We start from the raw sequence: 26485 nt of genomic DNA on the forward strand, positions 1-26485 counted from the left end.
ATTATCGATAAGCTATTGAACGACTTTTATTTAAGTTGTCTCCGTTCCGCTGAAAGTAATACTTAAAGCAGAGCTGGTCGGAGTGTCGTTCGCAGGGAAGATGGCGGCGTGGCCACGTATCTTTGAGGCGACGATGTGCGGAGAGCCGAGGAGCCGCCTCGATGACAAAGACATCTACGACTTCTACGCGAACACCTTGCTATAAATTCGACGATAGCGCCTGATCAATGATGGCATGGAAATTGTAACCGGCAGCTCGATCAAATGAAGTCTCGAGCCGCTCTTTTGAGGAAGTCAGCATAGGTCGCGCGCAGCCCATCGCGCAGTGTTGTTCGCGCGCTCCATCCCAGGTTGCGCAGCCGGTCAACATTCAACAGCTTTCGAGGTGTACCATCTGGTTTGGAAGAATCGAATACGATCGCGCCCTTGAACTCGACGATATCCATCACAGTCTCGGCCAATTCCCGAATGGTGATATCTTCGCCAGTTCCAACGTTAAATAGGCTTGGTTCGATCCCTTCCTGCTCCATCAAGAAGACGCAGGCGTCTGCCATGTCATCGACATACAAAAATTCACGCATTGGGCGCCCGGAACCCCATACCTCGTAGCTGCGATCACCACGGAGTTTCGCCTCGTGCGCCTTACGAATCAACGCGGGCAGCACGTGACTGTTGTTCAGGTCATAATTGTCATCGATGCCATAAAGGTTCGTCGGCATCACAGACATATATTGGGTTCCGAATTGCCGGTTGTAGCTTTCGCAAAGCTTTACGCCGGCGATCTTGGCAATAGCATACGGCTCGTTGGTCTGTTCAAGCGCGCCGGTCAGCAGGTATTCCTCTTTTATCGGCTGAGGGCAGTCCCGCGGATAGATACAGCTAGAACCAAGGAAGAGCATGCGCGCGACCCCAGCTTGCCAAGCGGCATGGATCACATTCGCCTCTATCATCAGGTTCTGGTAGAGGAATTCCGCACGGTGGACATTGTTGGCATGAATACCGCCTACCTTTGCGGCGGCCAGGAAAACATAGTCCGGTCGCTCCGTGGTCAGGAACTCGGTGACCTTTGGCTGTTGCGTCAAATCGAGATCGGCATGAGTGCGCGTCAGTATATTCGAATAGCCTGCAGATTTAAGTCGGCGCACGATGGCCGATCCCACCATGCCACGATGACCGGCCACATAAATTTTGGCGCTCTTATCCATGAAGCTATTCGTGATGCTGGAAGGTATGGAAGCCATGCTTTCGAACCACCTCGTCACGCTCGGCGGCCTTGAGATCCTCACGCATCATTTCCGATACGAGCTCTTCAAACGTTGTCTTGGCTTCCCATCCCAATTTCTGCTTCGCTTTGGACGCATCCCCCAGAAGGGTCTCCACTTCTGCTGGACGGAAATAACGTGGATCGACCGCGACAACGCAATTGCCTCTTGCATCGAACCCCTTCTCGTCGACACCCGTTCCAGACCAGCGAATGGTCATGCCGATTTCCCGAGCGGCAGCTTCTACAAACTCGCGCACGCTGTATTGGATGCCGGTGGCAATAACGAAATCTTCTGGTTGTTCCTGCTGCAGCATTAGCCACTGCATTTCAACATAGTCTTTCGCGTGCCCCCAATCGCGTTTGGAATCCATGTTACCTAGATACAGGCAGTCCTGAAGGCCGAGCTTAATGCGCGCCAAGGCACGTGTAATCTTGCGGGTGACAAAGGTTTCACCTCGCACCGGGCTCTCATGATTGAAGAGAATGCCGTTGCAAGCGTACATTCCGTAGGCTTCACGATAGTTGACGGTGATCCAGTAAGCATAGAGTTTCGCAACAGCGTAAGGGCTGCGCGGATAAAATGGCGTCGTTTCCTTTTGAGGCGTTTCCTGGACAAGTCCATACAGTTCGGACGTGCTTGCCTGATAAAAGCGCGTCGTTTTTTCCATTCCAAGAATACGGATGGCCTCAAGAATTCTCAGAGCGCCGAGCGCATCCGAGTTCGCAGTATACTCCGGTTCCTCGAACGAAACGGCAACATGGGATTGTGCCGCCAGGTTGTAAATCTCATCCGGCTGCACTTGTTGAACGATGCGGATCAAGCTGGTGGCATCCGTCAGATCACCGTGATGCAGAATGAATTTGCGACCCTCGACATGGGGATCCACGTACAGGTGGTCGATCCGATCTGTATTGAAGAGAGACGTACGCCGTTTGATTCCGTGAACCTCATATCCCTTGCTAAGCAAAAGTTCGGCAAGGTAGGAACCATCTTGTCCGGTTATACCTGTAACGAGCGCTCTTTTGACGGCTCTTCCTCTGCCTGTACGTGTTGCAAGCGATGTATCTTGGCGCGAGCCATCCATCTACCATCTCCTCTCATACTAGGCACCCACCCGATCACTTTCTTGGGTTCAGATAGGGTGGCGGCCGCGTTTCCTGGTTGTGACGGTTGCACTAGCACGGCATCATTGAGTACACATTTTTCCCCGTCCCGGCCAACGCCCTATTTCGGGCATCATCCTAATGGCGTGGCGTGTGTCCTGCCTCAGCTTGAGGTTCTGGCGGGCCTAAGCCTATCACCGGTTTGAAACTCTCGATATCTTTCGCTAATCTATTGGCACTCGCGGATGACGGTTTACCTACGCAGACAGCAAGTCGGTGAATGTTGGGAAGTTTCATGAAATTCGGCACCAGCGGTCTTCGTGGCCTTGTAACCGATCTTCAGGGCCATGCATCGGCTCTTTACGCAACCGCTTTTGCAAGACACCTGCTGAATGCCGGATTGGCAAAGGCGGGAGACCGCATTTTTGTCGCTGGCGACTATCGTCCCTCAAGCCCCGATATTGCTGCGACCTGCATCGGAGCACTGGCACGAGCCGGCCTGCAGCCGATCGATTGCGGCGCGATCCCGACGCCGGCGCTGGCGCTTTATGCCATGTCGAAAGGCTGCGCCTCGCTGATGGTCACCGGCTCGCATATCCCGGCAGATCGCAACGGTATCAAGTTCTATCGCCCGGATGGCGAGATCGACAAGGCGGATGAGCTCGCAATCACCCGTATCGCTGCCGAGATCGGCGACACGATCGTTGACCTGACCCCTGGCACCGCTCAGAGCGAAGAACACCAGGCCGCTGCGCTTTTCCTGTCACGCAATCGCGCGCTGCTGCCAGCCGGCGCCCTTTCCGGCCTGAAAATCGGCGTATACCAGCACAGCACGGTTGCCCGCGATGGCCTGATTGACGTGATCGCCGGTTATGGTGCGGAAGTCGTGGCGCTCGGACTGTCCGATCATTTCATCCCGGTCGATACAGAAGCCGTGTCGGCGCAGACGATCGAACTGCTGCGCGGCTGGGCCAAGGAGCATGCTCTCGACGCCATCGTTTCCGCCGATGGCGACGGCGACCGGCCGCTGGTGGCCGATGAGGCGGGTACACCGCTGCGCGGTGACCTCCTCGGGCTCATCGTTGCGCGCTTCCTTGAAGCGAAGGTCATTGTCACCCCTGTGACCTCCAATTCCGGGATAGAGGCGGCCGGCAGCTACCGCGTCACCCGTACCAAAGTCGGGTCCCCCTTTGTTATCGAAGGCATGAACGAGGCGGCCGCCGCGGGCGAAACGGCGGTGATGGGTTTCGAGGCCAATGGTGGCGTGCTGACGCAGTCGGATTTCGCCGTGGCGAATGGAGCGCTGACCGCTCTTCCGACGCGCGACAGCTTTTTGCCGGTTCTGGCGACGTTGTTTCTCGCCAAGCAACAGGACAAGCCGCTTTCCGCGATCGTCGCCGATTTTCACCTGCCGGTGGCGGCCGCCGACCGGCTCGAGAATTTTGCCGTCGAGAGGAGCGCTGCAGTAATGGCGCATCTGCGTGCTTCTCCTGCAAACCTGGCGGCCTTCCTCAAACCGCTTGGCGCCGTTGGCTCGGTCAGCGATATCGATGGCCTGCGCGTTACATTGGCCGATCGCACCATCGTTCACTTCCGTCCTTCCGGCAATGCGCCCGAAATGCGTTGCTATGTTGAAGCCGAGGATGAGGCAGCTGCTTCGTCGTTGCTTGAGAAAGGCCTTTCCCTCGTCCTCGACTGGACAAACACATTGACCCGATTGCCTATTGAAGGTTGAACTTCATAAACACGGTCCGCCCGTACCCGGAGATTTCTTATGACCAAGAAGATCATTCCAGTCATCATGGCCGGCGGCAAGGGCACCCGCCTGTGGCCATTGTCGCGATCGAACGCGCCGAAGCAGTTCATCCAGCTCGTCGATGAAAAGACGTTGTTCCAGCAAACCCTCGAGCGCGTGACCGACGCCGCCGTCTACGAGGCGCCTGTCGTCATCACCAATCAGGATTTTCGGTTCACAGTGGCAGAGCAAGCCCGCGAAGTCGATGTTGATCTGTCTGCCATCATCCTCGAGCCGGTGGCTCGCAATACGGCCGCTGCCATCGCCGCCGCTGCTTTCCACTTGAAGAAGAAATTCGGTGAGGAGGCGATCCTCCACCTTCTGGCCTCCGACCACGTGATCGATGCGGGCAAGGATTGGAGCGAGTCGATCGCGACTGCGCGCCAGACCGCCGCATCAGGCAAGATCGTCACATTCGGCATCAAGCCGACCGAGCCTGCAACCGGTTACGGTTATATCGAACAGGGCGAGCTGCTTTCGTCCGGCGCGCACAAGGTGAAGCGCTTTGTCGAGAAGCCGCAACTTGCTGCCGCAGAAGAGATGCTGACCACTGGCGGTTTTTTCTGGAATTCCGGCATTTTCATGTGCCGTGCCGACCTGCTCCTGGACGAGCTCGGAACATATGCGCCGGCCGTGTACGAGGCTGCGGAAGCTGCCGTTGCCAAGGCTACGATCGATCTTGATTTTGTCCGTCTCGATGGGCCCAGTTTTCAGAAAAGCCCCGATATTTCTATCGACTATGCGGTGATGGAAAAGACCGCCAATGCCGCCGTGGTCACGTCAGCTTTTGCATGGTCAGACCTCGGTAGCTGGGATGCCATCCGAAAGCTCGTCGAAAAGGACGAGAACGGCAATGTCGTTATCGGCCATGCCACCGTCATGAACACCGAAAATTCGCTGGTCCTGTCGCGTGCCTCGCATCTCGCGGTTCAAGGACTGAAGAATGTGGCTGTCATCGCCAGCGAGGATGCCGTCTACGTTGGTCGCCTCGACGAAGCCCAGGAAGTCGGCAAGCTGGTGAAACTCCTTGCCAAGGCCAAGGAAACATCAAGCCTGACGGAAACCCACCCGACCTGCTATCGCCCTTGGGGCGGTTATACGTCGCTTTTCAACGGCGATCGTTTCCAGGTGAAGCGCCTGTTCGTGTCGCCGGGCAAAAAGTTGTCGCTACAGAGGCATTTCCACCGTTCTGAACACTGGGTATGCGTCAAAGGCACGGCTGAAGTAACGGTCGGCGACCAGGTGACATTCTTGCGTGAAAACGAGTCGGTCTATATTCCACAGGGCGAGTTGCACCGGCTCTACAATCCCGGCCGGATTGTGCTGGAGATGATCGAAGTTCAGACCGGCTCCTATCTCGGCGAGGACGATATCGTCCGTGTCTCCGACGAGTTCGGGCGGGGATAAGCTCCCCGCGCGGATCGGCCCGGCGCCCGGGCACCAGCCGATGCGCTGATCGCCCTGATGCTGAAACGGAAGCTTCCTTGTGCTGTTGCCAGTGGCTAAGGGTTAGCTCCGCATTTCACACGCTTGGGGCACGGGACGCGTGCTTCCGCGAAATCGCCTTTCCGCTTGCTGTCTGCCTCGCCTGGTCGAAACGCGGACGCGGCGTTGCGGTCGGTTGGCGCAATTGATCGGTACGCTGACGCACGTCTAGACGGGTGTCCCAAGTACTCACCAAGCTTGCGGCGCGGTCGTCTCAAGACTGCTCGACGAGGATGCCGTGCCGCCCTACCCACAGAGGGCAATCTTCCCCGCTGGGTCAATATGCCTTCGTCGAGCAGTTGGAGAGGACGTGGCGCGGTGCGCGAACCCTCCCGCCGACCGCTCAGCGCGGATTTATGGGCGACGTGTTGGCCGCTCGTGCGATGCCTCGATAACGATCGGCACATCACCGCCGTGCATCGACATGTCTTGGGCTGCCCGCAGATCGTCGGTGTCGTGGCCCTCGTCGAACTCATCAAGGACTAGCCGAAGGATCGTTGCGGCTTCCTTTTTCTTTCCCAGGTCCGCTTCGAGTGCAGCGAGATCGCACGAGGCGCGCAGTTCCCAACTGCGTGCGCACATCTTTCTGCTGGCGGCGATGGCACCTGCAATGCAAAGGCGTGCCTCATCCGAAGTGGAAATCGATCCCAAAAGGTTCCCCTTTATTCGCAGAAGTTCCGGGCCGTAGCAGAAGTCCCCTTTGGTTTCGACCGATTGGATGGCTTTCTCGACCCGCTCCAACCCTTCGTCGATTTTGCCGAGCGCCGCCAACCCTTTTATCAGCGAGATTTCAAGCATGGTGGTGAAAACCTCATAGGTGGAGGCATGCAGTCGCTCAATGCATCGGCGGAGGTTGTCGACCCCTGCGCTGGGGTCTCCCCGGCGGATGGCTATTTCCGCCTCGAAGCCTCTCGCTACTGACACGTATGGCGACAGGGAGTGCAGCCCGGCACGCGAAATCAGCCAATCAATGTGCTCTTGTGCACTCTCCAGGTCGCCGCGCCAGAGGAAAACGGCAATGCCACCGAGCAGCGCGATGCAGAGTGTCAACGAATGATCCGCCTCCGCCGCTTCCTTGATCGCTTGCCGCGCCCGGACGGCCGCTTGGTCAGGGAAGCCCTGAAGCCAGAGATTCCTGGCAAGTATTCCGCCTGCTAGCCCGCGTCCCTGGAAACCGACATAGCTCCCCGGGGCGCGGCTGGGGAGCGGATCGCTCGCTAACGCAGCCTCCAGTTCGAGCCTGGCGCGGCCAAGTTCGCCGCCGAAGTGCAATGAATTGCCCAGAAAGAAGTGCCCAAGCGAAATCGCGGACGGCTCTTCGGTCGCCTCAGCGACGGAAGAACAGCGATAGGCACACTGGAGCGCCGATTTGAAATCTCCCGTTCGGAGATGAAACATGTTCAATGGGCCGAGGACCTTCAGCTGATCGACAGCATTCCCTCGACCTTCGGCAATCTCCAGACCCCTTGTGAGCGCGGGGAGCGCGTCACGGCCGCCATGGAGATACATGCGAGAGATTCCAAGGCCAGCCTGAAGATGCATCTCCTCACGGCTTTCCCGATAATGGTCGCCCATTGCACAAAGAGCGCGTTCAGACCAGCGCTGGCATTCCGGAAAGAGCGACATCGCTTGAAATACCGGAACGGCCGCGGCAGCCAAGCCGATACCGACATCGACATTGCCGCTGTCGCAAAACGCCCATTCCAGGGCCGCCCGGACGTTATTGATGCCAAGGAAATAAGGCAGCCGTTCGGGTCCGCTCGAGAGCGTTGGCCAATCCGGGCCAAACTGCTCCAACCAACGTCGGTAGTACAAGGCGTGGCTCGCAGCCAGGTCGGCAAGCTCATCTTCAATCTGGCTATTGAGTGCGTAGGCGCGCGTTGTATCGAGCAATCGATAGCGCATCATCGCGCCGAACGAGTTCGCGCTCAGCAGCGACTTCGCAACAAGGCTGTCGATGGCACCAAAGAGTGCAGGTCGGTCAAGAGACGGTGTTGCGATCACCTCCCAGGCGGCATCAAGCGTGAAATCGCCAACGAAGATGGCCAGTCTCCGAAGAACGGTGCGATCCAGGTCGGACAGCAGCCCGAAACTCCAGTCGAGCGTCGCCTGCAGGGTCTTCTGACGTGGCGGCGCGTTGCGCGATCCCACCCATGCCAGGGCAAGATGCTGATCGAGCAGGGCAGCCGTCTGGGAGAGGCCATAGGCCTCGACCCGTCTCGCGGCCAGTTCCAGCGCAAGCGCCATGCCATCGAGTTTTCTGCAAATCGCCGCAATGATGCGAGCATCGTCGTCGGTGAGGGACAGCGGCACTCCGCTCGCGGCGATGCGCTCGGCGAACATCTGGGAAGCCGGATAGGAGAGAATTTTCTCGGCAGTCATTTCCGGATCGACCGGTGCACAGGCCAGCGTGTCGAGCTTGTAGATACTTTCGCCTTCAATCCTGAGGGCTTCCCGGCTCGTGACCAGGATGCGGACGTGCGGCGCGGCATCGGTGATGCTTGCCGCCAGGTCTGCGACGGTATCGACCAGATGCTCGCAGGTATCGAACACAAGAAGGATACGCTTGTCTCTGAGGTAGGCGAGCAAACTGGGGCGCACGTCATCGGAGCCGACGGGTATTCCGAGCATGGACGCAAGCGCGGGTGAAACGAGCGATGGATCACTTAGCGTCCCGAAATCAGCAAGCACCGCAGCGCCATCGAACGCTCCCGCCAGTTGATTGGCCAATGCTATTGCGACGGTAGTCTTCCCGACGCCTCCACCTCCCACGATGGAAACGACAGGAAATCTCGACAGCCTCTCGGAAAGGTCAACGATATCACTTTCGCGTCCGACCATACGTTCCAAGCGGTTGGGAAGATTGGCATGCCTGAATTTCACCGCGTCATCACCGCGGACCAGCGCAGGGGACGAGCCTGATATCGGGGCAACGAAGCAGTAGCCACGGCCGGGGATGGTGGTGATGTAGCGTGCACCGTCCCGCCCATCGCCAAGGGCTTTACGCAGCCCGGTCATGTGAAAGCGCAGGTTGCCTTCCTCAACGATGACGTCGGGCCAGACCGCCGACATTAGATCCTGCTTGGTCAGAAGAGTGTTCGGAGCGGACACCAGCGCGATCAAAAGGTCCAGGGCGCGTGCGCCAAGCTCGACAGGAACCCCTTCCTTCGCAAGGAGGCGCTGACCCACATTCAGACAAAAAGGGCCGAAGGACAGGTCACCGGCAGCATCACCTGTCGCCCGCGTCATTTCATTCTCCCTGACCACCTCCACCGTGCTGTTTATACTCCAACCTCTTTTTTGGAGCCATGGTGCCTCAACATTCGGTTTGCGCACTTCGGGGCTCACACGAGATTGTAGAAGGCATGGATGTTGCCATGTGTTGCTCGGCAGTATGGGCACTCAAGTCGAGCAGCTTCAACCAAAGCAGATGCAATTTCCCGATCCAGGCCGGGCAGGTAGATTTCCAGGCGAACGCCGACGACGTATCCCTGGTCGTCGGATGATAACTCCACATTGGCGTATATCCTGACATCCGCGTGGAGCTTGATCCGCCTGATATCGGCGACATGTTTCAATGAACTTGCGAAACTCGCCGACCAGGCGATTGCGACGAGCTGCTCCGGGTTCGTGCCTAGCCGATTGCCGGAAGGGTTTGAAAGCCTGATGTCGAGAGCCCCGTCCGAACTGCGCGCGAAGCCGTTCTCTCGGCTGCCAATCGTTTCTGTCCTGGCAGTATGCACATGTTGCATGATCGTACCCCGGGGGGAAGGAGGGAGGCGCGCGCATATGCGCGCGCCGGAAAGGTCAGCCAGACTTCCGCAGACCGCGGAACCCGGCCCGCACCTCATCGACGAACAGCTTGGGCTGCTCCCAGGCGGCGAAGTGACCGCCCTTTGCCACCTTGTTGTAGTGGATGAGGTTGGGGTAGGCGGCTTCGGCCCACTTGCGCGGGGTCTGGTAAAGCTCATCCGGGAAGACACTCACCGCGACTGGTACCTTGACGCCCTTGGGCGCAAAGAAAGCGAGCTTGTTTTCCCAATAGAGGCGGGCGGCTGATACGCCTGTGTTGGTGAGCCAGAAAAGCGTGACGTTGTCGAGCACGTCGTCCGGGCTGAGACCTTCCTTCTGGTCGTCGAAGGAGCGGGCGATCAGTTCAAGGCTTCGGGCGTCATGGTCGAGCATGTAGGTCGCAAGCGCAATCGGCGAGTCGGCCAATCCGGTCAGCGTCTGCGGCCGTGTTCCCATCAGGAAGGCGTAATAGACGTGCTTGTAGAAGAAGACGAGCTGGTCGTAGGACCTCCGCTCCTCGTCCGACAAGCCTTCCGGAGCAGGAGCGCCGGCAAAGGATGCGTTGTTGATCTCCACAGGAATTGCTCCGGGCATGTTGGTGTGGATGCCGAGCAGTTCGGGTGGCGCTTGCACGCCGATCATGTCGGTGACCACCGCACCCCAGTCGCCGCCCTGGGCGACAAAGTTCTTGTATCCTAGCCGCCGCATCAGCGTAGTCCAGGCGGCCGCAATGCGTTCCGGCCCCCAGCCGGTGGCGTCGGGCTTTCCGGAAAAGCCATAGCCAGGCATGGACGGGATGACGACGTGGAAGGCGTCAGAGGCATCGCCCCCATAGGCTGTCGGGTCGGTGAGAGGGCCAATGATCTTCAGTTGCTCGACGATCGAGCCCGGCCAACCATGCGTCACGATCAGCGGCAGCGCGTTTTCATGCTTTGAACGAACGTGGATGAAGTGAATATCCAGGCCGTCGATCTGCGTGATGAAGTTCGGATAGCTATTGATCCGGGCCTCGACCTTGCGCCAGTCGTAGCCGGTCTGCCAGTGGCGCAGTACCTGCTTGATGGTCTTGAGCGGAACGCCTTGCGAGAAATCGCTTACCGTTTCTTTCTCCGGCAAGCGGGTATGGGCAAGCCGGTAACGCAGATCATCAAGATCAGCTTCAGGAACGTTGACCCGGAACGGGCGGATTGCTTCGGGATCGGTCGCCGCGATTGAACGCCCAGGAAACACGTTTGCGATGCCGAGTGCGGCGATGCCGGTTGCAGCGGCACCCAAAAGTCGGCGTCGATCCAGGTCGATAACTTCGGTTTTGGTGGTGGTCATGGTCTCTCTCCTCGAGAATGGCGGTTGAGAGTCTGCACCGTTGTGCTGCCCGAAAAGCTACGCCGCGGAGCTGTGAAGCTCACGTTAGGCGTTGTTAATCCTTGTTTGTTGGAGGACCGCCGCAATCAACGTCTAACAACGCCTAACGTGCGATTTCAGTCGTGCGGCAGTACTTCTGTTGGCAGCACAAGGGTGCAGACACTCAACCAACACAGAGGAGTTTCGCCATGACACACAAGGTTCTGTTCACGGGTAAGACGCACAACACAAACGGCCGCGATGGCGGCGCACGCAGCAGTGATGGCCACCTGGACATCAAGATGACACAGCCTCATCCAGCCGCAGAAAACCTGTTCGGTGCCGCCTGGTCGGCCTGCTACATGGGTGCCATCGAGTATGCGGCATCGCTGAAGCACATCAAGCTTCCGGCCGGCGTCGCAGTCGACGCCGAGATCGACCTGAACCTGGAGGAGGGCTCGTACTTCCTCAGCGCTCGATTGAACGTAAGCGTACCTGGCATCGATCCCGCGGTAGCAACCGAGCTGTTGCATGAGGCCCACAACATCTGCCCGTACTCGAAGGCAACGCACGGCAACGTCGATGTTGTGACAACCCTCATCTGACGGAAGCGCGCCTTGCCTGCCCTGCCACGATGGCAGGGCAGGCAAGCAAATCTTTGATGCAGGAGGCTTCAATGGACAAGCCATTCCGATACCTCGAAGCCAGCAGCGATTTCGCCGAACTGCTGGATACGACAGGCTACACGCCGTTACCCGACGACTGGCTGATTGGCATCACCGACGTCGTCGATTCAACCTCAGCTATTGCTCGCGGGCAGTACAAGGATGTCAATTACGCGGGCGCTTCGGCAATTGCGGCGCTGGGCAATGCTTTCGGCAACTTCGATTTCCCATTCGTGTTTCGCGGTGACGGCGCTGCATTTGCCTTCGATCCCGATGTTCGAGAAACAGCGGTCGGGGTCCTGCGTCGCGTCGCAGGCTATGCCCGCGACCATTTGCAGCTCAAGCTCAGGATCGGCCTGGCTGCCGTGAAAGACATCCGTGCCGCCGGAAGCGACGTGAAAGTAGCGCGCTACGCCGCCTCGCCGACGGCCACGTATGCCATGTTCGCGGGCGGCGGGTTGAACTGGGCTGACCGGGAGATCAAAGCTGGGAATCACGCGCTCCTGCCGTGTGAGGCATACGCAACGCCCGATCTCGAAGGGCTGACTTGCGAGTGGGCACCCATCGCAAGTCGGCGTGGCGAAATCCTCTCCCTTCTTGTGGAGCCACAGGACAACATCAGCCCCGAGGCCTTCACCTTGCTGACAAGGCGACTGCTTGCCTTACTCGGTGTAGAGGATGGCTCATCACGTCCCGTTCCCGAGGATGTCGTGATCACCAACTCCGTTGCGGATTACCTCGGCGGCAAGGGGTGGACGGACGTCGTTCTCAATTCCGACTACAGGCGATACGACGATGTCCTTCGCCTGACCCTGGACTGTACGCCGGAGCAGATCAAGGACGTCGAAGCACTCCTGACGTCGGCGTACGATCGGGGCGAAGTCTACTTCGGCATGCATCGCCAATCTCATGCGCTGATGACCTGCCTCGTGCCAGTCGGTGCTCGCGGGTCTCATCTGCATTTCCTGGATGGGATGGGGGGCGGCTATACCGCCGCGGCCTCATTGCTCGAGGCACAAAGGCCTGCGCATCAACCGCGTTAAAGTGAGCGTCAAAACGTCGGCCTGAATCCGAAAATAACAATATTTACAATTGCTAACAGCTCTCGAACATTAGAGATATTCATGACCCTCGACCGTTTCGCTCCCGCTATTTTTGTATTTCTCTGGTCAACTGGCTGGATCATTACGAAGTTGGGCCGACCTCGCATTCCCTAGGACATCAACCTCTAGGCGGAAATCCTGTGCTTTCGTCAGAGTCTCAGCCAGATCATACCGAGCCGCAAAGGCCTGCGAAGCAGCTTCAATAGCGATCTCCATATCCTCCCACGTACGTTCGACAAGATCGTTGACACCCGGTTCCACGTTGTCGTCCTCCGGACGTCCAGTTGCGAAACGAGTGCCCGCGACCACATCTCGCAGGAAGTCATCGGGTGCCGTTCTCCACTCAGCCGTGCGGCGGCACGGGCGATTTCCACGTACTTCCCGATGGCTTGGGTCGCTGCTTCGGCACAATCCTCCTGTTCTGCAGCCGGAAGATCAGGATCGATGGCGAACCGGGGCAAGCGTTTTGTCGAGTCGAGCTCACTCCCTTGCCCGGCTGCATGGAGCACGTCGCGCTTCCGGATCGGAGGAACAGCCTTCTCGAGTTCTTTCATGATACGCCACATATTGTTTGCGACCTGAAGCCTCTCGGACCGCTTCTTCATCAGCGGTGCCCGTTCGATCCTTTGCCGGATCGCCTCGAGTTGCCGCTCCTGAAAGCGCTGCCGCTGCTTTTCCGCCCGTCGGCGTTGCTTCTCATCATGGGCGGATTCTCCCGCTTGACTCTGGTTCGAGCGAAGTAGGTCAAACTTATCGTGGCTCATCCGTTATCACCTGACCGTTCTGCTGCGTCGGCCATTCCGGCTCAGACGTCGCGGATTGTGGCGCTTCGCGCTCTGATAAAATCTGCCATTCCAGGTCAGATAGTTGATCACCGTTGTGATGCTTCCATCATGCCCAATCAGAGCGATCGTACCCGCCGCTTGATCCAAGGCCGACGTGGAGATATTGCTTTTCGATAGCTGCGAAAGCCTGTGCCGTGAAAACGACCATGCCCATACGCCAATGGCGACGACCGGGGTCGCCATCTGAAGGACGCGGAGACCGCCAAAACGATCTAACCGGCGTTGGCTGGCAAAGGGCGATGAACCCATGGATGAAATGACGAAATCCCGAGACGAGTGAAGCTACTGCCCCCAACGCGCTCAAGCGCGCAAACTTGATTGAGCACCTCGCTTCGCCGATCTCATCAAGGCCAGCGGTCGTGTGCCGAATATCGACAGGACCGTGGCCAAGTTGGATGTCCGCGTGGCGTTACGCCGGTTTACAGAAAGCGGCCTGCATCAAGCGGGCCGCGCTGGCTATAGCTATGTGCGTCACTATTGTGTGGACGCATCGGGGGGCTCGACATTGATCCGTTCACGCTCCACAACCAGGGGGCGGCGACGAACCTGGGAATGAATGGATGTCACGTACTCGCCCAGCATTCCGATGAAGGCCAGTTGTAGGCCCGAGAGGAAGAAGAGTGAGACGATAATCGTGGCCGTGCCCCGCGGGGCGGCGCTGGGAAAGAGCAGGAACGAAATGGCTGTGAAAATCGCATAGACGACACAGGCGCAGGCCAAGGCGAAGCCGGTATATATGCAGAAACGCATAGGGGCATTGGTAAAGGAGAAAATGCCATTGAGCGCCTGATCAACGAGGCGCGGAATGTTGTTCTTGGAAAGCCCCCGTTTCCGAGCCGCCCAAGTGTAGGGCACAATTAGACGTTTGAAACCGACAGACGCGATGATTCCCCTGACATAGGGATAATGATCGTCGTGCGACATGACCGCCTCCCACACCTTGCGGTCAATCAATTGGAACTCCCCGACATTGGGAGTAAGCTCGAAGTCGGACAAGCTATTGACGATATTATAGAAAACAGAACGGCAGGCGCGCAAGAGCCAAGTTTCCTCGCGACTTGCACGTGCGCCGGCGACCACCTCAATCCCCTGTTCCCAATGACGGACAAACTCGGGAATAAGTTCTGGTGGGTCCTGCATGTCGACCGGCATGAAGACCACTACGGCGTCGCCAGTTGCGTACCGCAATCCGTTGAACAGCGAGCGGAAGGGCCCGAAATTGCGGGAATTAAGGATGACCTTAACGTTGGGGTCCGCCGCAGCGATCTCGCGGAGGATTTCAACCGTGCCATCGGTCGAGGCATTGTCCGCGAAGATGTGTTCGAGGCGGTACTCGGGCAGCTTTTCGGCAAAGATGTTCCGCAGCCTGTTGTGGCATTCTCGAACGTTTTCGACTTCGTTGTAGGCCGGCGAGATAACGGAAATGGTCTTCATTTGCTTGCTTCCCGAAAGACGAACGCCCGCATCATCGCAAAGGTGGCGATCACACTCAAAGGCATAAGCACAGCCTGGGCCGCAAACGGATCAATGCCAAAATTGACAAGGATGCGGAGAGCCATGGCGTTGCAGACGTAGATCACGGCATAGGCGGCGACGAACTTGAAAAATAGTCGATTGTCGCTACTCCTGAAAACAAGGCGCCCAGTCGTGGAGAAGTTGAAGATAACGCCCAACACCGTAGCGACGAGAAGAGCGATTTCCGGGATGATTCCCATATGGATGAGAATGGCATAGAGGCCGTAGCCGAAGGCACTGTTGAGTACGCCGACGGCAACGAACCGAATAAACCGAACAATCTCCGAGGATCGGAGCACTAACATTGCTCCCCGCTCCGTTTGGATTTGTGCCACTCGATAGTGCGCAATAGCCCTTCGTCCAGTTCCACCTGAGGCACGAAGCCGGTTAGCTTATTCAGTCGATCGGTGTCGGCTTCCATATGCCAGATTTGGCCCTGCTTATAGGGAATCTCGCCGAAAATCAGATCAAGCCCGGGGGCGGCAATGTCCCGGATGTGCTCTATGATGTTGCGGACGGCGATGGGTTTGCCGGAGCCCAGATTGAAGATCCCCACCGCTTGCTTGCTTTCGGCAACCGCTCGGATGGCATCGGCAACGTCATCGATAAAGAGATAGTCCCATAGCTGACGCCCCTCTGTCGTCATCGGACGCCTGCCATCGAGCATCTGTTCGATAACGGATGGAATTAACCAATTAGGATTGTCGCGGGGGCCATAGGTAGAAAACAATCGCAGCCAGGCAAAATCGATGCCGGCATCGGCGCAAAGCTGGGCGGCCAGAACCTGAACGGCGAGCTTTGCCGCGCCATAGAGGGACGTCGGGACCGGTAAAACGGTTTCGCTGATCTTGCCGGAGAGAAGCCCGTACTCGGCTTGCGAACCAATGCCGATAAATTTGCTGACGCCGGCTGCAGCCGCTGCATCCACAAGAGACAGCGCCGCTGAGACATTGTCGCTGATCTGTAGGCGCTCATGCCGACTGGCGTTGGACACCCCACTCCAAGCCGAATGGACGATAACGTCGGGGCGATGGTGCCGCATCGCTGCTTCGAGTTCAGCTACATCGGCAAGATTCACCGGGGCTACGACAACGCCAAGCTCGTCGAGGCGCTGCCTATTGCCATTTGGCCGCACCAAGGCGACAACATCGTGCCCGGCCGACAGTGCGCTTGAAACGGCAGCGGCGCCGACGAAACCACCCGCTCCGGTGACGAAGACCTTCATTGGCGGTTTTGGCTTGCGACCAGAGCCTCTAGTGTATGCGAGCGTGGGTATTCCACGAACCGATTACCACGTTCATATTCGGCTTTTCGCAAATATGGGTACTGGTCATTGATCGGTCGTCCCATCTCAAGCTTCGGCTCGATCAACGTTTCTTCCGACAGCACAACGTCGATCAGGATTGCACCACGTTTGAAGAGATCGGGCGTGATCTGGTCGATGCTTTCGACGCGGCAGTAGTCCAGGCCATAGGCCTTCGCCACGGCACCAAAGTCGGGGGTCGAATATCCCTCGGAAGAGGCTGTGTAGCGGCTGCCCAGATAGCTGTCTTGAAACTGCTTGATGATACCGTAGGAGCCGTTGTTCATCACGACCACCGCCACGTCGAGGTTCAGATGCTTGATGGTCTGCAACTCCTGGATATTGACCTGAAGGCCGCCATCACCGTTGTAGGAGATCACCTGCCGATCAGGACTGCTCAACTTAGCGCCGATAGCCGCGCAAAGCGCGTAGCCCATGGGCGAATTGCCACCTGCGGTGAAAAGGGTATGCTTGTCGACGGTGAAGCTCTGGTGCAACCAGCATACAGCCGCACCAGTGTCCCCGATGACGATAGCATCCCTATCGATGACTTCGCTCATGCACCGAACCACATCGTAGGGCGAGAGGCTGTTGAGGCGACGCGCCGTGGAACTGGTCTCGCTACCGCGGTAGGTCTGTTTCATCTCGTCAATGTAGGATGTCCACGTATTGGACAGTCGCGGCCCAGCCAGCTTGCTTAGAACCTCTGGCAGTGCCTTTAGGTCGAGGACGGTGCCTGAATAGCGACCGCCGCCATATTTCTTGATTTCTTCGCCATCAACATCGAGCACGTGCACCATCGCCTCAATGGCGAAGTTGGCAGCATTGCCTGACCTCTGACGGTTGTCGAGTCGACTGCCGAGCACGATCACCGCATCGGCATTTTGTAGTACGAAATTGGCACCACGATTCCCATAGACACCGATCTGACCGACGAAGCCGGGATGACTGTGAGGGAAAGCTGAGATGCCGGCCCAGCTGGCAACGAAGGGCATCCCGGTAACGCTAAGCCATTCGCTCAGACTCTCTTGGACGCCGGCCATGGCGACGCCACCGCCCCAGAGAAAAACGGGCCGCTCCGCCCTGTCCAAAAGTCCCGAAATGGCTGTCACCGCCTGAGCTACGACCGCGGGGTCAACTGGCGCGGTCTCGGGCAAAGGGGCGAAGTCACCGTCGATCTCGGCCTGCTGAACGTCCATCGGGACGTCGATCAAGACCGGCCCCATGCGCCCCGAAGTCGCGATCTCGTAAGCGCGTGTGAGTTCAGTCTTGAGTTCTTCGACCGACCTGACCAGCACGGCATGCTTGGTTATGGGACGGACCATATCGACGATCTTGGTTTCCTGGAAACCCGATTGCCGGACCTGCGCGCCGTGCACGGCACTGCTTTCGCGCTGATTGACCTGTCCCGTGATGTGGAGGGAGGGGATGGAATCAAAGAACGAACAGGCGATACCGGTGATCAGGTTGGTCGCGCCCGGGCCGGATGTGGCCATCGTGACCCCGATTCGCCGATCGACCCGCCAGATGGCATCCGCCGCCATAGCAGCAGCCTGTTCGTTCTGCACGCAGATCACCTCCAGGTCGGGGTGCCGCCCAATCGCGTCGATCATAAATGCGCAGGCGCCGCCCGTCAGCGTATAGACGTGCTTGCTGCCCATGCGGGCGATGAACTCTGCAATATATTCCGAGCCAGTCACGATGCCCTCCTAGGCGATGGCGATAGTGGTGGACATCTGACGTTGACCGTGGAGATACGAGCGGAGCGTACTAATTACATAATCGAGGTGGCTCGTGGTCAGGCCAGGATACACACCGATCCAGAACGTCTTGTTCATCACCGTGTCGCTATTGTGAAGCGACCCCACGACGCGATAGTTCCGATCCTTCATATAGGGCTGGCGCAGCAGGTTGCCGCCGAAGAGTAGTCGCGTGCCGATCTTCTTCTCGTCGTTGAGATACCGCAGCATCTCCTCGCGGTCGATACCGGTGCCCTCGCGCAGGGTGAGGCAGAAGCCGAACCAGGACGGGTCACTGTCGTCGGTTGGCACGGGCAAAATCAACATGTCCTCAAGGTCCTTGAGGCCATCGCGCAAATACTGCCAGTTGAAGCGGCGAGCAGCGACGAACTCGTCCAGTCGATCCAACTGGGCCACGCCGATGGCCGCCTGCATGTCGGTGATCTTGAGGTTATAACCGAGATGGGAATAGGTATATTTGTGGTCGTAGCCAAAGGGCAGTTCACCCAACTGCCATTCGAAGCGCTTGTTGCAGGTATTGTCCTTGCCCGGATCGCAATAACAATCGCGACCCCAATCTCGGATCGACTCAACGATACGCTTGAAGATTGTGGCGTTGCACAGGACGGCCCCGCCTTCGCCCATGGTAATATGATGTGCTGGATAGAAAGAGAGCGTGCCGAGCTGTCCGAAGGTACCTACTTTCCGTCCGCGATAGGTCGCGCCGAGCGCATCGCAACAGTCCTCGACCAGAAACAGGTCGTGCTTTTTGCAAAATTCGCTGATCACGCCGAGATTGAACGGATTGCCCAGGGCATGGGCAACCATCACTGCGCGGGTGCGCGGAGAAAGGGCAGCCTCGAGCTCGGTAATGTCGATATTGTAGGTACCCAGCTCAACGTCTAGGAAGACGGGCACGAGGCCGTTCTGAAGCAGCGGGTTGACGGTTGTGGGAAAGCCCGTAGCACAGGTGATAACTTCATCCCCCGGCTTGAGCGCTTTGTCGCCGAGCACGTGGGATGTGAGCGCGGTGGCGGCGAGGAGATTGGCCGACGAACCGGAATTTGTAGTCAGGGTGCGGCGTGCGCCGGTCGCCTTGGTCAGGAGACCCTCAAACTGGGCGTTGAAGCGTCCTGTTGTCAACCAAAAATCGAGGGCGGAATCGACGAGATTGCGCATCTCGGGAGCACCCAGCACCTTACCGGCCGGTGGTACATTGCTCGTGCCTGGAACAAATTCACGCGGACTATGGGCCAGCTCTGCGTAGCGCTCGGACAACGAAAGGATCTGAGCCCGCAGTTCGGCCAATTCGGAGTTAGCTGTCATGGTAAATGATGTCTCAACATACGCGGGGATAGTGGCGCGCCGCTTCCAATTTATCAAACTGCGTGATCTGTCCACGCGTGAATTCGGTCATGTCCTCGCCGCGATGCCAGGCCGCGTACCAGTCCGCCGTCCAACACATGCAATCCTCGAACATCAGCCGTGGCCGCCAACCGAGCCTGGTGCGAGCCTTAGTGCAATCAAGGGTCAGCAGCGTGGCTTCGTGTGGCTCACCTGTATTCGTCCCCAGTACCAACCGGCCTTTGCCTAACGCCGCAACCATCGCTTCGGCCACTTCGAGCACCGGTCGCGTGTCGCTGCTGTCCGGCCCGATATTCCATGCATCGTCAACGCCGGCGGTGGCGCCAGTATCCAGTAGCTCGGCGATCCTGAGATAGGCCGCTAGCGGCTCGAGCACATGTTGCCAAGGACGAACCGCCTTGGGGTTCCGCAAATGGACAGCACCTGCAGGCCCAAGCAAGCCACGGACGATGTCCGGGACCAGTCGGTCCGACGACCAGTCGCCGCCGCCTATCACATTGCCGGCGCGTACCGTCGCAATGCGCGCCGGATGGCCAGCATCAACGAACGGCTGGAAAAACGATCGTTGCATGGAGTGGGCCGCGATCTCTGCTGCGCCCTTGCTTGAGCTGTATGGGTCATGGCCGCCCATCGCATCGTTCTCGCGATACCCCCAGATTTGTTCGCGGTTCTCGTAGCATTTATCGCTGGTGACGATGACGATACTTCGAACGCTCGGGCTCAGCCGCGCGGCGTCCAATAGCCGGACGACGCCCATCACATTGGTCTCGTACGTCCCGATCGGGTCCGTATAAGAGGCCCGGACCAATGCCTGGGCAGCCATATGAATGATCACTTCCGGTTCGAAAAGAGCAATGCTCTCCGCGACCACGCCGGGCTGGTTTATATCGCCGATTGTGGACTGACAGCGACCAGCCAATCCCAGAAGATTATAGAGGTTCGGCTCGCTGGACGGCGGCAACCCCAGGCCGGCTACCTTCGCGCCCATGCCAGCAAGCCAGAAGGTGAGCCAGCCGCCCTTGAAACCTGTATGGCCGGTCACCAGGACGCGCCGGCCGTTCCAGTATTCAGCGTTCACGGCCAACTCCTCCACGGTGCCTGACCCGACGCCCATAGCTCCTCGAGATACGTCTTGTCGCGCAGGGTGTCCATCGGCTGCCAGAAGCCGTTGTGCCGAAAGGCGAAGAGCTGATTTTCGCGGGAGAGGCGTTCCATCGGTTGGCGTTCCCAGATCGTGGAATCTCCCTCAATATAGTCGAGCACCTTGGGCGAAAGAACGAAGAAGCCGCCGTTGATATAGCCGCCTTCACCGTCGGGTTTTTCCTTGAAGTCGGTGACCCGGTCATCGACAATTTCCATCTGCCCGAAGCGCTTAGGCGGATAGACGGCCGTAACACTGGCAAGTCCGCCGTGAGCCTTGTGGAACTTTACAGTTGAGGCGATATCGAGGTCGGAAACCCCGTCCCCATAGGTGAAGCAGAAGTTTTCGCCGTCCAGATGCTTGGCTACACGCTTCAGCCGGCCCCCAGTCATGGTCGAGTCCCCGGTATCCACTAAGGACACCCGCCAATCCTCGGCATCGTTTCGATGAATTTTGATCTCGCCTCTGCGCATATCAAACGTAACATCTGACATGTGAAGGGCGTAGTTGGCGAAGTATTCCTTGATAACATAGCCGCGATAGCCAAGGCAGACGACGAAGTCGTTGATGCCGTGGGAGGAATACATCTTCATGATGTGCCAAAGAATTGGACGTCCGCCGATCTCCACCATCGGTTTGGGACGCACTGACGTTTCTTCGCTCAACCGTGTTCCAAGACCGCCTGCTAGGATAACTGTTTTCAAAACACGCCTTAGAATTTTGTTGTTGGGTCCGATAGTCGCAAGCGACCTGCTCGGGTAGGGTTGCCCACTATTGGCAGGAAACGTCCGAGACTTCTAGTCCCCATGCCCCGACGTGTTGTAGTCGATAGAAGACCGACCCCATTCGCATGAAGCAGGCTTGCTGAAGCTTGACGTATCAAAAGCGAGATAGGCTCGCGTTCCCTGCTCTGCCTCGGAGGCGGTAGAATATTAGTATATTGTCAAGTGGGGCAAGGCGAAAGATTTTAGTGAAAATCGTGGCGATCATTGCCGAGAAGCTCGGCCGGCATCGTTCGACGATTTTTCGCGAGATCAAACGCAACACCGTCGTCGACCAGCAGATTTCGGACCTCAATGGCTACACTGCGTGACGGTGCATAACATGGCTTGCGAACGGCGCGCCAAGCTACGGAAGCTTGCATGCTTCTCGCACGTCCGGCAATTAGTGATCGACCGGATCGTACACGGCTGGTTAACGCATCAGATCGCCGGTCGGACGCGCCTGGAACGCCGTCCAGTCTCGGTCAGCCACGAGACGATCTACAGTTAGTTAGTTAGCATATTCGGCTGACGGCCACGCGATCAAGCTGTGGCGGCGTCTGCGGGAGCATCGTGCCAGACACAGGCCGCGACATGCCAGGCGCAGGCATGGCCAACGATTTAGTCCGAAACTGAACACCCTGTGGCGCCCAGACGTCGTTGCCGATCGCAAGCAGCTCGGTCATTGGGATGCGACCTGATCGAGTTCCGCAAGAAGTTCGGAAAGGCCAATGTCACATCGCTTGTCGAGCGCGTCAGCCGCTTTGCGTAATCGGCAATCTCGGCCTTTGATGATGGTCTTACAAAAGCCATACAGGCTCTAGCCCATCTTGCCCGCCGTTCAATCACGTTCGACCGGGGTACGCAGTTCACGGACTGGCCCTATTTGCAGGCATGCATCGGCACCCAAACCTGGCTCTGCAATCCACAATCGCCCTGGCAGGAAGGTAGTATTGCGGGCGAAAGGGAATCGTCTCCGAACCTCCGCTTGAGAGCAATCCATTTTTTCCTGGAGGCTTTGAGATATCCCCAGTGTAGGTACTCTTGGCGCTGCAATACCCGAAGCACGCTAACAAAGAGCGATTTTGGAGACCGTTGACTCAGCGTCGATTTCGACCCAATAGCTCCCAGGGTTTGTGTCGGGTCAGTCAAGAATCGTGCGGTGCCAATGACCTCTCGATGGGACGGCCGCCTGTGCAAATTTCGAAGCAGAATAAGGTGGAGATGATCGAGTATGAAGTCACCGGGCGGCATCGTCTGCGCTGCAGTCGTCGTGCTCACGGCGGCATCCGTCGTTTTTCTGTCCGTGGCTCAGGGAGCATATCATCTTGATCCCCATCATTGGGGGCTGATGACCAGTAATGCTGTCGATATCGCGAGAGGGCGGGTGCCGTACAAGGAAATATTCATTCAGTATGGCTTTCTCACCGCATATATTGAGTATTTGTTTTTCGCAGCCGGAAACAACGTGCTGTCAATCATATTCGGCGTATCGACACTTTATGCGATGGGGCTTGCAGGGGTATATTTTCTTACCTTTCATTTGGCGAAGAAACGTCGAGTGGCACTCTATGCGTTCTTGACAACCTTCCTGATACATCCCCTAGCGATTTATCCTTGGCCCAACTACATCGCTTTTCCTTTCATCGTGTTCGGTTGCCTCGCCATCGTAAAAGGCAAAAATAACTGGTGGATTTGTCTTCTCGGAGGGGTGCTCCTTGGACTGGCGGTGCTTGCGCGCGAGGGGCTGTTTCTGGGGCTGGCTCTCGCCCTAGTAGCACTCCTCCCGATACGACTGTGGAGTTCTCAAGGCGGTATGAGCGCGATGAAACTGCTTTCGCCGCTTGTGGGCTTCGTCCTCCCACTCGGGCTCTTCGTTTTTTATCTGTGGCTAAATGAGTTGACATACTATTGGTGGCAAGTAGCCATCGGGCTTCCGAAACTCTACGCAACGATCTTCCTTGTCCATGGGCCGGTCGCGGCGATTTGGGATTTGCTCAAATACGTCTTTCAGTTTTCACTGAGCGAGCATGCTCGGCAGACTTTTTTTGCCCTAGTTTCAATCTCCGCCTCGGTGTATTGGATTGAAGCAATGTTCGCTCGCTGGAAGAAGCCGGTGGATGCGGATTGCCTTTTCATTGCGCTGATAACTGTCCTTCTCCTCAGTTCTTCGGTGCATCTCAACGAGATCTTTCGACTTGCCACCAGCGTCTCCCTCGGCGCCGGGCTAGTCTATATCCTTGCTGATCGGCTGCGGCTTGCGGGCCTTCTCTTCGCATGCGCGACTCTCGCCCTCGTGGTCGGCGTGCTAGGTCGCGACAGCGGCGACTACTTTCTGCCGAGTCGAGCGCAGATCGAAGCGGCGACGACAAGCGATCGTATTGCCCTCTTCGCGAGGCAACGTTGGAGCCAAGATGTCTTCGACTACTATGACTGGTACGTGGACGCCATGGGCGTGTTGCAAACTCGCTCCTGCGGCCTGAGTTATCTTAGAAACGAGACGCGCGACGCATTCCTCGAGGCGCTTTCTCCCTTCGTCCAGTATCAACTCATGCCGTTTGGAAACGGCATGCTAGACGTACCTGTCGACGAATGGTCCCAGCGCTTGCGGCCTGATTACGATTACGGTGAGAGGTTGAAAGCTCGCGACATCCTCGTCATCACGACGGAGAAGCCGAGAGCCGGGGACGATGCGGCGCCCGACGGAGACAGAGTCTTCAACCCTTTCATTCCGCCTCAACAAGCGGCGTCGGAAGGGACGGCGCCGGACGGATATCGGACCTTTGCCCGCAGAATCACGCCGAAGTCGTGGTTCCTGCCGGATGGGCTCGTAACTTTGATCTTTGCGCCTGCGGAGTGCGGTGAAATGTTCCCGCAAAAGGAAGCGTCGTCGCCGTAGTCGCCGTGCTCGTGACGTTGAACGATTTCCGAAATTGTCTCGAAGCCAGGTGTTACGCGCCTCCTGTGACTTAGGATCGATTGCATGAGCCTCGACACCGTCTGTTACGCCAGCATGCGGGGAGGGGGAAAGTCCTTGGGCAATGGGCCTTTGATTTTTTCCTTCACAACGAGCGATACGACGTCGATGCAAAGGGGTTGATCAAGACTTGCGCCGGTTGGCGCGGCGAAGCCGGGATGCGGATTGGTCTTGCCGACCGCTTGCTTTGTCGATCATCTACGAGGGCGGTTCGCGCAGTCAGGTGGCTTCGATCGGCGGGGTCGGTTTGCAGATCGTGAGAGATTGGGTCGAACGCTTCAATCTGCATGGTCCCGATGGCCTGAAGACCGTAAAGGCCAAGGGGCGCGCGCCTCTGCTGAATGACGAGCAGCGCAGAGCGCTTATCGAGGCGGTTGAGAAAGATCCGGTTCCCTATCTCGATGGCGTCGTGCGCTGGAGGCTGCTCGATCTGGTGCAATGGCTTTGGCAGGAGCATCGTATCTGCGGGAGCCAACAAACGCTTGGACGCGAGTTAAATACCATGACTACCGCAAGCTCACCGCCCGCCCCAAGCATCACGCGCAAGACCCGCAAGCCATCGAGGAGTTTAAAAAACTTCCCCGCCGCAGTGGCGGCAATTGCCGCCGGCACGGCGCGGGGGAAACGAATGGAAATCTGGTTCCAGGACGAAGCCCGGATCGGTCAAAAAGAACAAGCTCACGCGCCGCTGGGCCAAGCGCGGAACGCGACCTTCAGCGCCGCACGATCAGCGCACCAGGTCGGCCTATATATTAGGTGCGATCTGCCCGAAGCTCGGCAAGGGCGCGGCGCTGGTGATGCCGTGGTGCGATACCTACGCCATGACCCAGCATCTGGCCGAAATCGCGCGTCACATTGCCAATTACGCACACGCGGTCCTCATCATGGATCAAGCGGGCTGGCACATGTCTAACAATCTTGTCGTACCTGACAATATGACGATCTTGCCGCTGCCGCCGAAATCACCGGAGCTGAACCCGGTCGAGCCTTTGGCAGTTCATGCGCCAAAACTGGCTGTCCAATGACAAGCTGAGGGAGATAGGGTACGGCATTGCCAGCGGCTACGACCAGTCTATCACCGAGATAGCCCCAGAACGAGACGTCGAGCTTGTCGCATGTCTTGAGCAGCGACAGGAAGGCATCGCGGCAGTCGCGGCCGATATCGCTGCGTTGTGCCGCCACTGATCTTGCGTTTGGTGACCTGGCAGCGAATGTCGTTTTCGGAGCCGTTGGTGTTGAGCGGGATCTCCGGGCGGTCGAGCACCATCAGCAATTCGGCCTTGTTGGCGTGCAGCCGGGCGAGCGTGGCAAAGCCGGTGCGGCGCTGGAAGATCCGATCGAAGCGGGCCGCAAGACGGCTCGGCGCTTCGGATTGGGATGTCGGCAATAGGCCTTGAGGTCGTCGGAGAAGTTCCAGATCAGGCCTCGTATGCGCTGCTGGATGAGGCGGGTCTGCGCGGTGAAGGTGTCGAGCTTGTGCACGAGCCGCTCGGCATGAACCCAGCTTGCGTCAGGGCAAGCCCTGAAAAGGAGAATGGAATGTAGATCCTGAAACCTTTTGAAGTCACCCAGAGGGTTCGACGGCCTCCCGGCAAAGGCGCAGCCCGCCAGCCGGAGGCGAGTCTTGGCCGGGCGCCATCCTTCTATCGGACGGAGCAAAAAGGACCGCGTCTTTAAACGCATGTGGCCTTTATGGACGGGTTCAAGGAGGCTGCCCGCTCGGATCGCCTAACTAAACCCGCTGCTTTAGGACGTCGTCGTCGCCGAGCGCCACGGCCAGATGGCTTTTGCCGGTTCCCGGTGGCCCGAGGAAATGGACGACCTCGTGACGGTCGACAAACCCCAGTTGCGAGCGCGAAGGGTGACTTCAAGAACCATCCGCTTCTTCTGCAGGCCCAGCCTCCTGATCGTTGACGAGATCGGTTATCTCCCGGTCATCGCCGGCGGCGGCAATCTGTTCTTCCAGCTCGTCAACGCACGCTACGAGAAAGGCGCGATGATCCTCACATCTAATCGCGGCTTTGCCGAATGGGGCGATGTTTTTGGAGACGCCGTGGTCGCTACAGCCTTGCTCGACAGACTTTTGCATCATGCCGTCGTCGTTCAAATCGAGGGATCAAGTTACAGGCTGCGCCAACATGCCGAAATTGATGCCTGAACACGTGCGATCCAAGGCTTTGATCACCCTGCCGTCCTTCGCCCGCAGCAACGCCCACGCGGCAGACCGCCGAAAAATACCCAATTCTCCACGTCGTCTGGAGCGGCATAATTGGGGAATTTTACTTCCGCA

18 protein-coding genes and 4 pseudogenes are annotated in these 26485 nt (G+C 57.9%); 8 read left to right on the plus strand and 14 right to left on the minus strand.

What is annotated here, in order from left to right; all coding sequences use genetic code 11:
• Window positions 1–260: 260 nt before the first annotated feature.
• Both IB244_RS18385 and gmd read right to left on the minus strand, forming a co-directional pair.
• Window positions 261–1205: a GDP-L-fucose synthase family protein gene (locus IB244_RS18385; protein ID WP_192305110.1), complete on the minus strand. Its 945-nt coding sequence runs from the start codon at window positions 1203–1205 to the stop codon at window positions 261–263.
• Window positions 1206–1209: 4 nt separating this feature from the next.
• Complete coding sequence (gene gmd / locus IB244_RS18390; protein WP_192305112.1) at window positions 1210–2349, minus strand: GDP-mannose 4,6-dehydratase; 1140 nt, start codon at window positions 2347–2349, stop codon at window positions 1210–1212.
• Between the two features lie 314 nt (window positions 2350–2663).
• Here gmd and IB244_RS18395 point away from each other — a divergent pair, with 314 nt between their 5' ends.
• Both IB244_RS18395 and IB244_RS18400 read left to right on the plus strand, forming a co-directional pair.
• Complete coding sequence (locus IB244_RS18395; RefSeq protein ID WP_192305114.1) at window positions 2664–4103, plus strand: phosphomannomutase; 1440 nt, start codon at window positions 2664–2666, stop codon at window positions 4101–4103.
• 39 nt (window positions 4104–4142) lie between these two features.
• A complete protein-coding gene (locus tag IB244_RS18400; RefSeq protein ID WP_192305116.1) occupies window positions 4143–5570 on the plus strand; it encodes a mannose-1-phosphate guanylyltransferase/mannose-6-phosphate isomerase in 1428 nt (475 codons plus the stop codon).
• A gap of 432 nt (window positions 5571–6002) precedes the next feature.
• On the opposite strand, the gene IB244_RS18405 is transcribed toward IB244_RS18400, so the two are convergent.
• The 3 genes from IB244_RS18405 to IB244_RS18415 form a co-directional block, all read right to left on the minus strand.
• Window positions 6003–8897: an ATP-binding protein gene (locus IB244_RS18405; RefSeq protein WP_192305118.1), complete on the minus strand. Its 2895-nt coding sequence runs from the start codon at window positions 8895–8897 to the stop codon at window positions 6003–6005.
• A gap of 95 nt (window positions 8898–8992) precedes the next feature.
• Complete coding sequence (locus IB244_RS18410; RefSeq protein WP_192305120.1) at window positions 8993–9400, minus strand: Ohr family peroxiredoxin; 408 nt, start codon at window positions 9398–9400, stop codon at window positions 8993–8995.
• A 55-nt stretch (window positions 9401–9455) separates the two neighbouring features.
• Window positions 9456–10763, minus strand: a complete 1308-nt coding sequence (locus IB244_RS18415) for an epoxide hydrolase family protein (RefSeq protein WP_192305122.1) — start codon at window positions 10761–10763, stop codon at window positions 9456–9458.
• A 227-nt stretch (window positions 10764–10990) separates the two neighbouring features.
• Here IB244_RS18415 and IB244_RS18420 point away from each other — a divergent pair, with 227 nt between their 5' ends.
• Window positions 10991–11386 (plus strand): Ohr family peroxiredoxin, encoded by a 396-nt coding sequence (locus tag IB244_RS18420; protein WP_112644782.1) that lies wholly within the window; start codon window positions 10991–10993, stop codon window positions 11384–11386.
• Window positions 11387–11457: 71 nt separating this feature from the next.
• Window positions 11458–12489, plus strand: a complete 1032-nt coding sequence (locus tag IB244_RS18425; protein ID WP_192305124.1) for a DUF3095 family protein — start codon at window positions 11458–11460, stop codon at window positions 12487–12489.
• A 1379-nt stretch (window positions 12490–13868) separates the two neighbouring features.
• Here the strand turns inward: IB244_RS18425 and IB244_RS18430 are convergent.
• From IB244_RS18430 to rfbF, 7 genes are read right to left on the minus strand one after another with little or no spacing between them, the layout of a single operon-like run.
• A complete protein-coding gene (locus tag IB244_RS18430; RefSeq protein WP_192305126.1) occupies window positions 13869–14828 on the minus strand; it encodes a glycosyltransferase family 2 protein in 960 nt (319 codons plus the stop codon).
• Window positions 14825–15208, minus strand: a complete 384-nt coding sequence (locus IB244_RS18435) for a GtrA family protein (protein ID WP_210334290.1) — start codon at window positions 15206–15208, stop codon at window positions 14825–14827. Before IB244_RS18435 ends, IB244_RS18430 begins: the two co-directional genes overlap by 4 nt.
• Window positions 15208–16134, minus strand: coding sequence for an NAD-dependent epimerase/dehydratase family protein (locus IB244_RS18440; protein ID WP_192305130.1), 927 nt, complete (start codon window positions 16132–16134; stop codon window positions 15208–15210). The genes IB244_RS18435 and IB244_RS18440 overlap by 1 nt, the downstream gene beginning before the upstream one ends.
• A complete protein-coding gene (locus IB244_RS18445; protein ID WP_192305132.1) occupies window positions 16131–17912 on the minus strand; it encodes a thiamine pyrophosphate-binding protein in 1782 nt (593 codons plus the stop codon). Before IB244_RS18445 ends, IB244_RS18440 begins: the two co-directional genes overlap by 4 nt.
• Window positions 17913–17921: 9 nt before the next feature.
• Window positions 17922–19277 carry a lipopolysaccharide biosynthesis protein RfbH gene (gene rfbH / locus IB244_RS18450; RefSeq protein ID WP_192305134.1) on the minus strand — a complete coding sequence of 452 codons (1356 nt, stop codon included), beginning with the start codon at window positions 19275–19277 and terminating at the stop codon, window positions 17922–17924.
• A gap of 13 nt (window positions 19278–19290) precedes the next feature.
• Entirely contained in the window at window positions 19291–20394 is a 1104-nt protein-coding gene (gene rfbG / locus IB244_RS18455) for a CDP-glucose 4,6-dehydratase (protein WP_192305136.1), read from the minus strand.
• Complete coding sequence (gene rfbF / locus IB244_RS18460; RefSeq protein WP_192305138.1) at window positions 20391–21161, minus strand: glucose-1-phosphate cytidylyltransferase; 771 nt, start codon at window positions 21159–21161, stop codon at window positions 20391–20393. The genes rfbG and rfbF overlap by 4 nt, the downstream gene beginning before the upstream one ends.
• A gap of 284 nt (window positions 21162–21445) precedes the next feature.
• Between rfbF and IB244_RS33140 the strand changes: the two are divergent.
• The 3 genes and pseudogenes from IB244_RS33140 to IB244_RS18475 all read left to right on the plus strand — a co-directional run.
• Window positions 21446–21538 (plus strand): annotated as a pseudogene (locus IB244_RS33140) (helix-turn-helix domain-containing protein); the annotation flags it as partial.
• Window positions 21539–22452: 914 nt separating this feature from the next.
• A complete protein-coding gene (locus IB244_RS18470; protein ID WP_192305140.1) occupies window positions 22453–24117 on the plus strand; it encodes a hypothetical protein in 1665 nt (554 codons plus the stop codon).
• 175 nt (window positions 24118–24292) lie between these two features.
• Window positions 24293–25218 (plus strand): annotated as a pseudogene (locus tag IB244_RS18475) (IS630 family transposase); the annotation flags it as partial.
• A 52-nt stretch (window positions 25219–25270) separates the two neighbouring features.
• Here IB244_RS18475 and IB244_RS32265 read toward each other — a convergent pair.
• Together IB244_RS32265 and IB244_RS32920 are read right to left on the minus strand one after the other, a co-directional pair.
• Window positions 25271–25582 (minus strand): transposase, encoded by a 312-nt coding sequence (locus IB244_RS32265; protein WP_246734449.1) that lies wholly within the window; start codon window positions 25580–25582, stop codon window positions 25271–25273.
• A gap of 363 nt (window positions 25583–25945) precedes the next feature.
• Window positions 25946–26047: pseudogene (locus tag IB244_RS32920) on the minus strand (ATP-binding protein); the annotation flags it as partial.
• Between the two features lie 24 nt (window positions 26048–26071).
• Here IB244_RS32920 and IB244_RS18490 point away from each other — a divergent pair.
• Window positions 26072–26464 (plus strand): annotated as a pseudogene (locus IB244_RS18490) (ATP-binding protein); the annotation flags it as partial.
• Window positions 26465–26485: the final 21 nt, after the last annotated feature.

It is taken from the genome of Rhizobium sp. RHZ02 (genome assembly GCF_014851575.1).
GTDB lineage: Bacteria > Pseudomonadota > Alphaproteobacteria > Rhizobiales > Rhizobiaceae > Rhizobium > Rhizobium altiplani.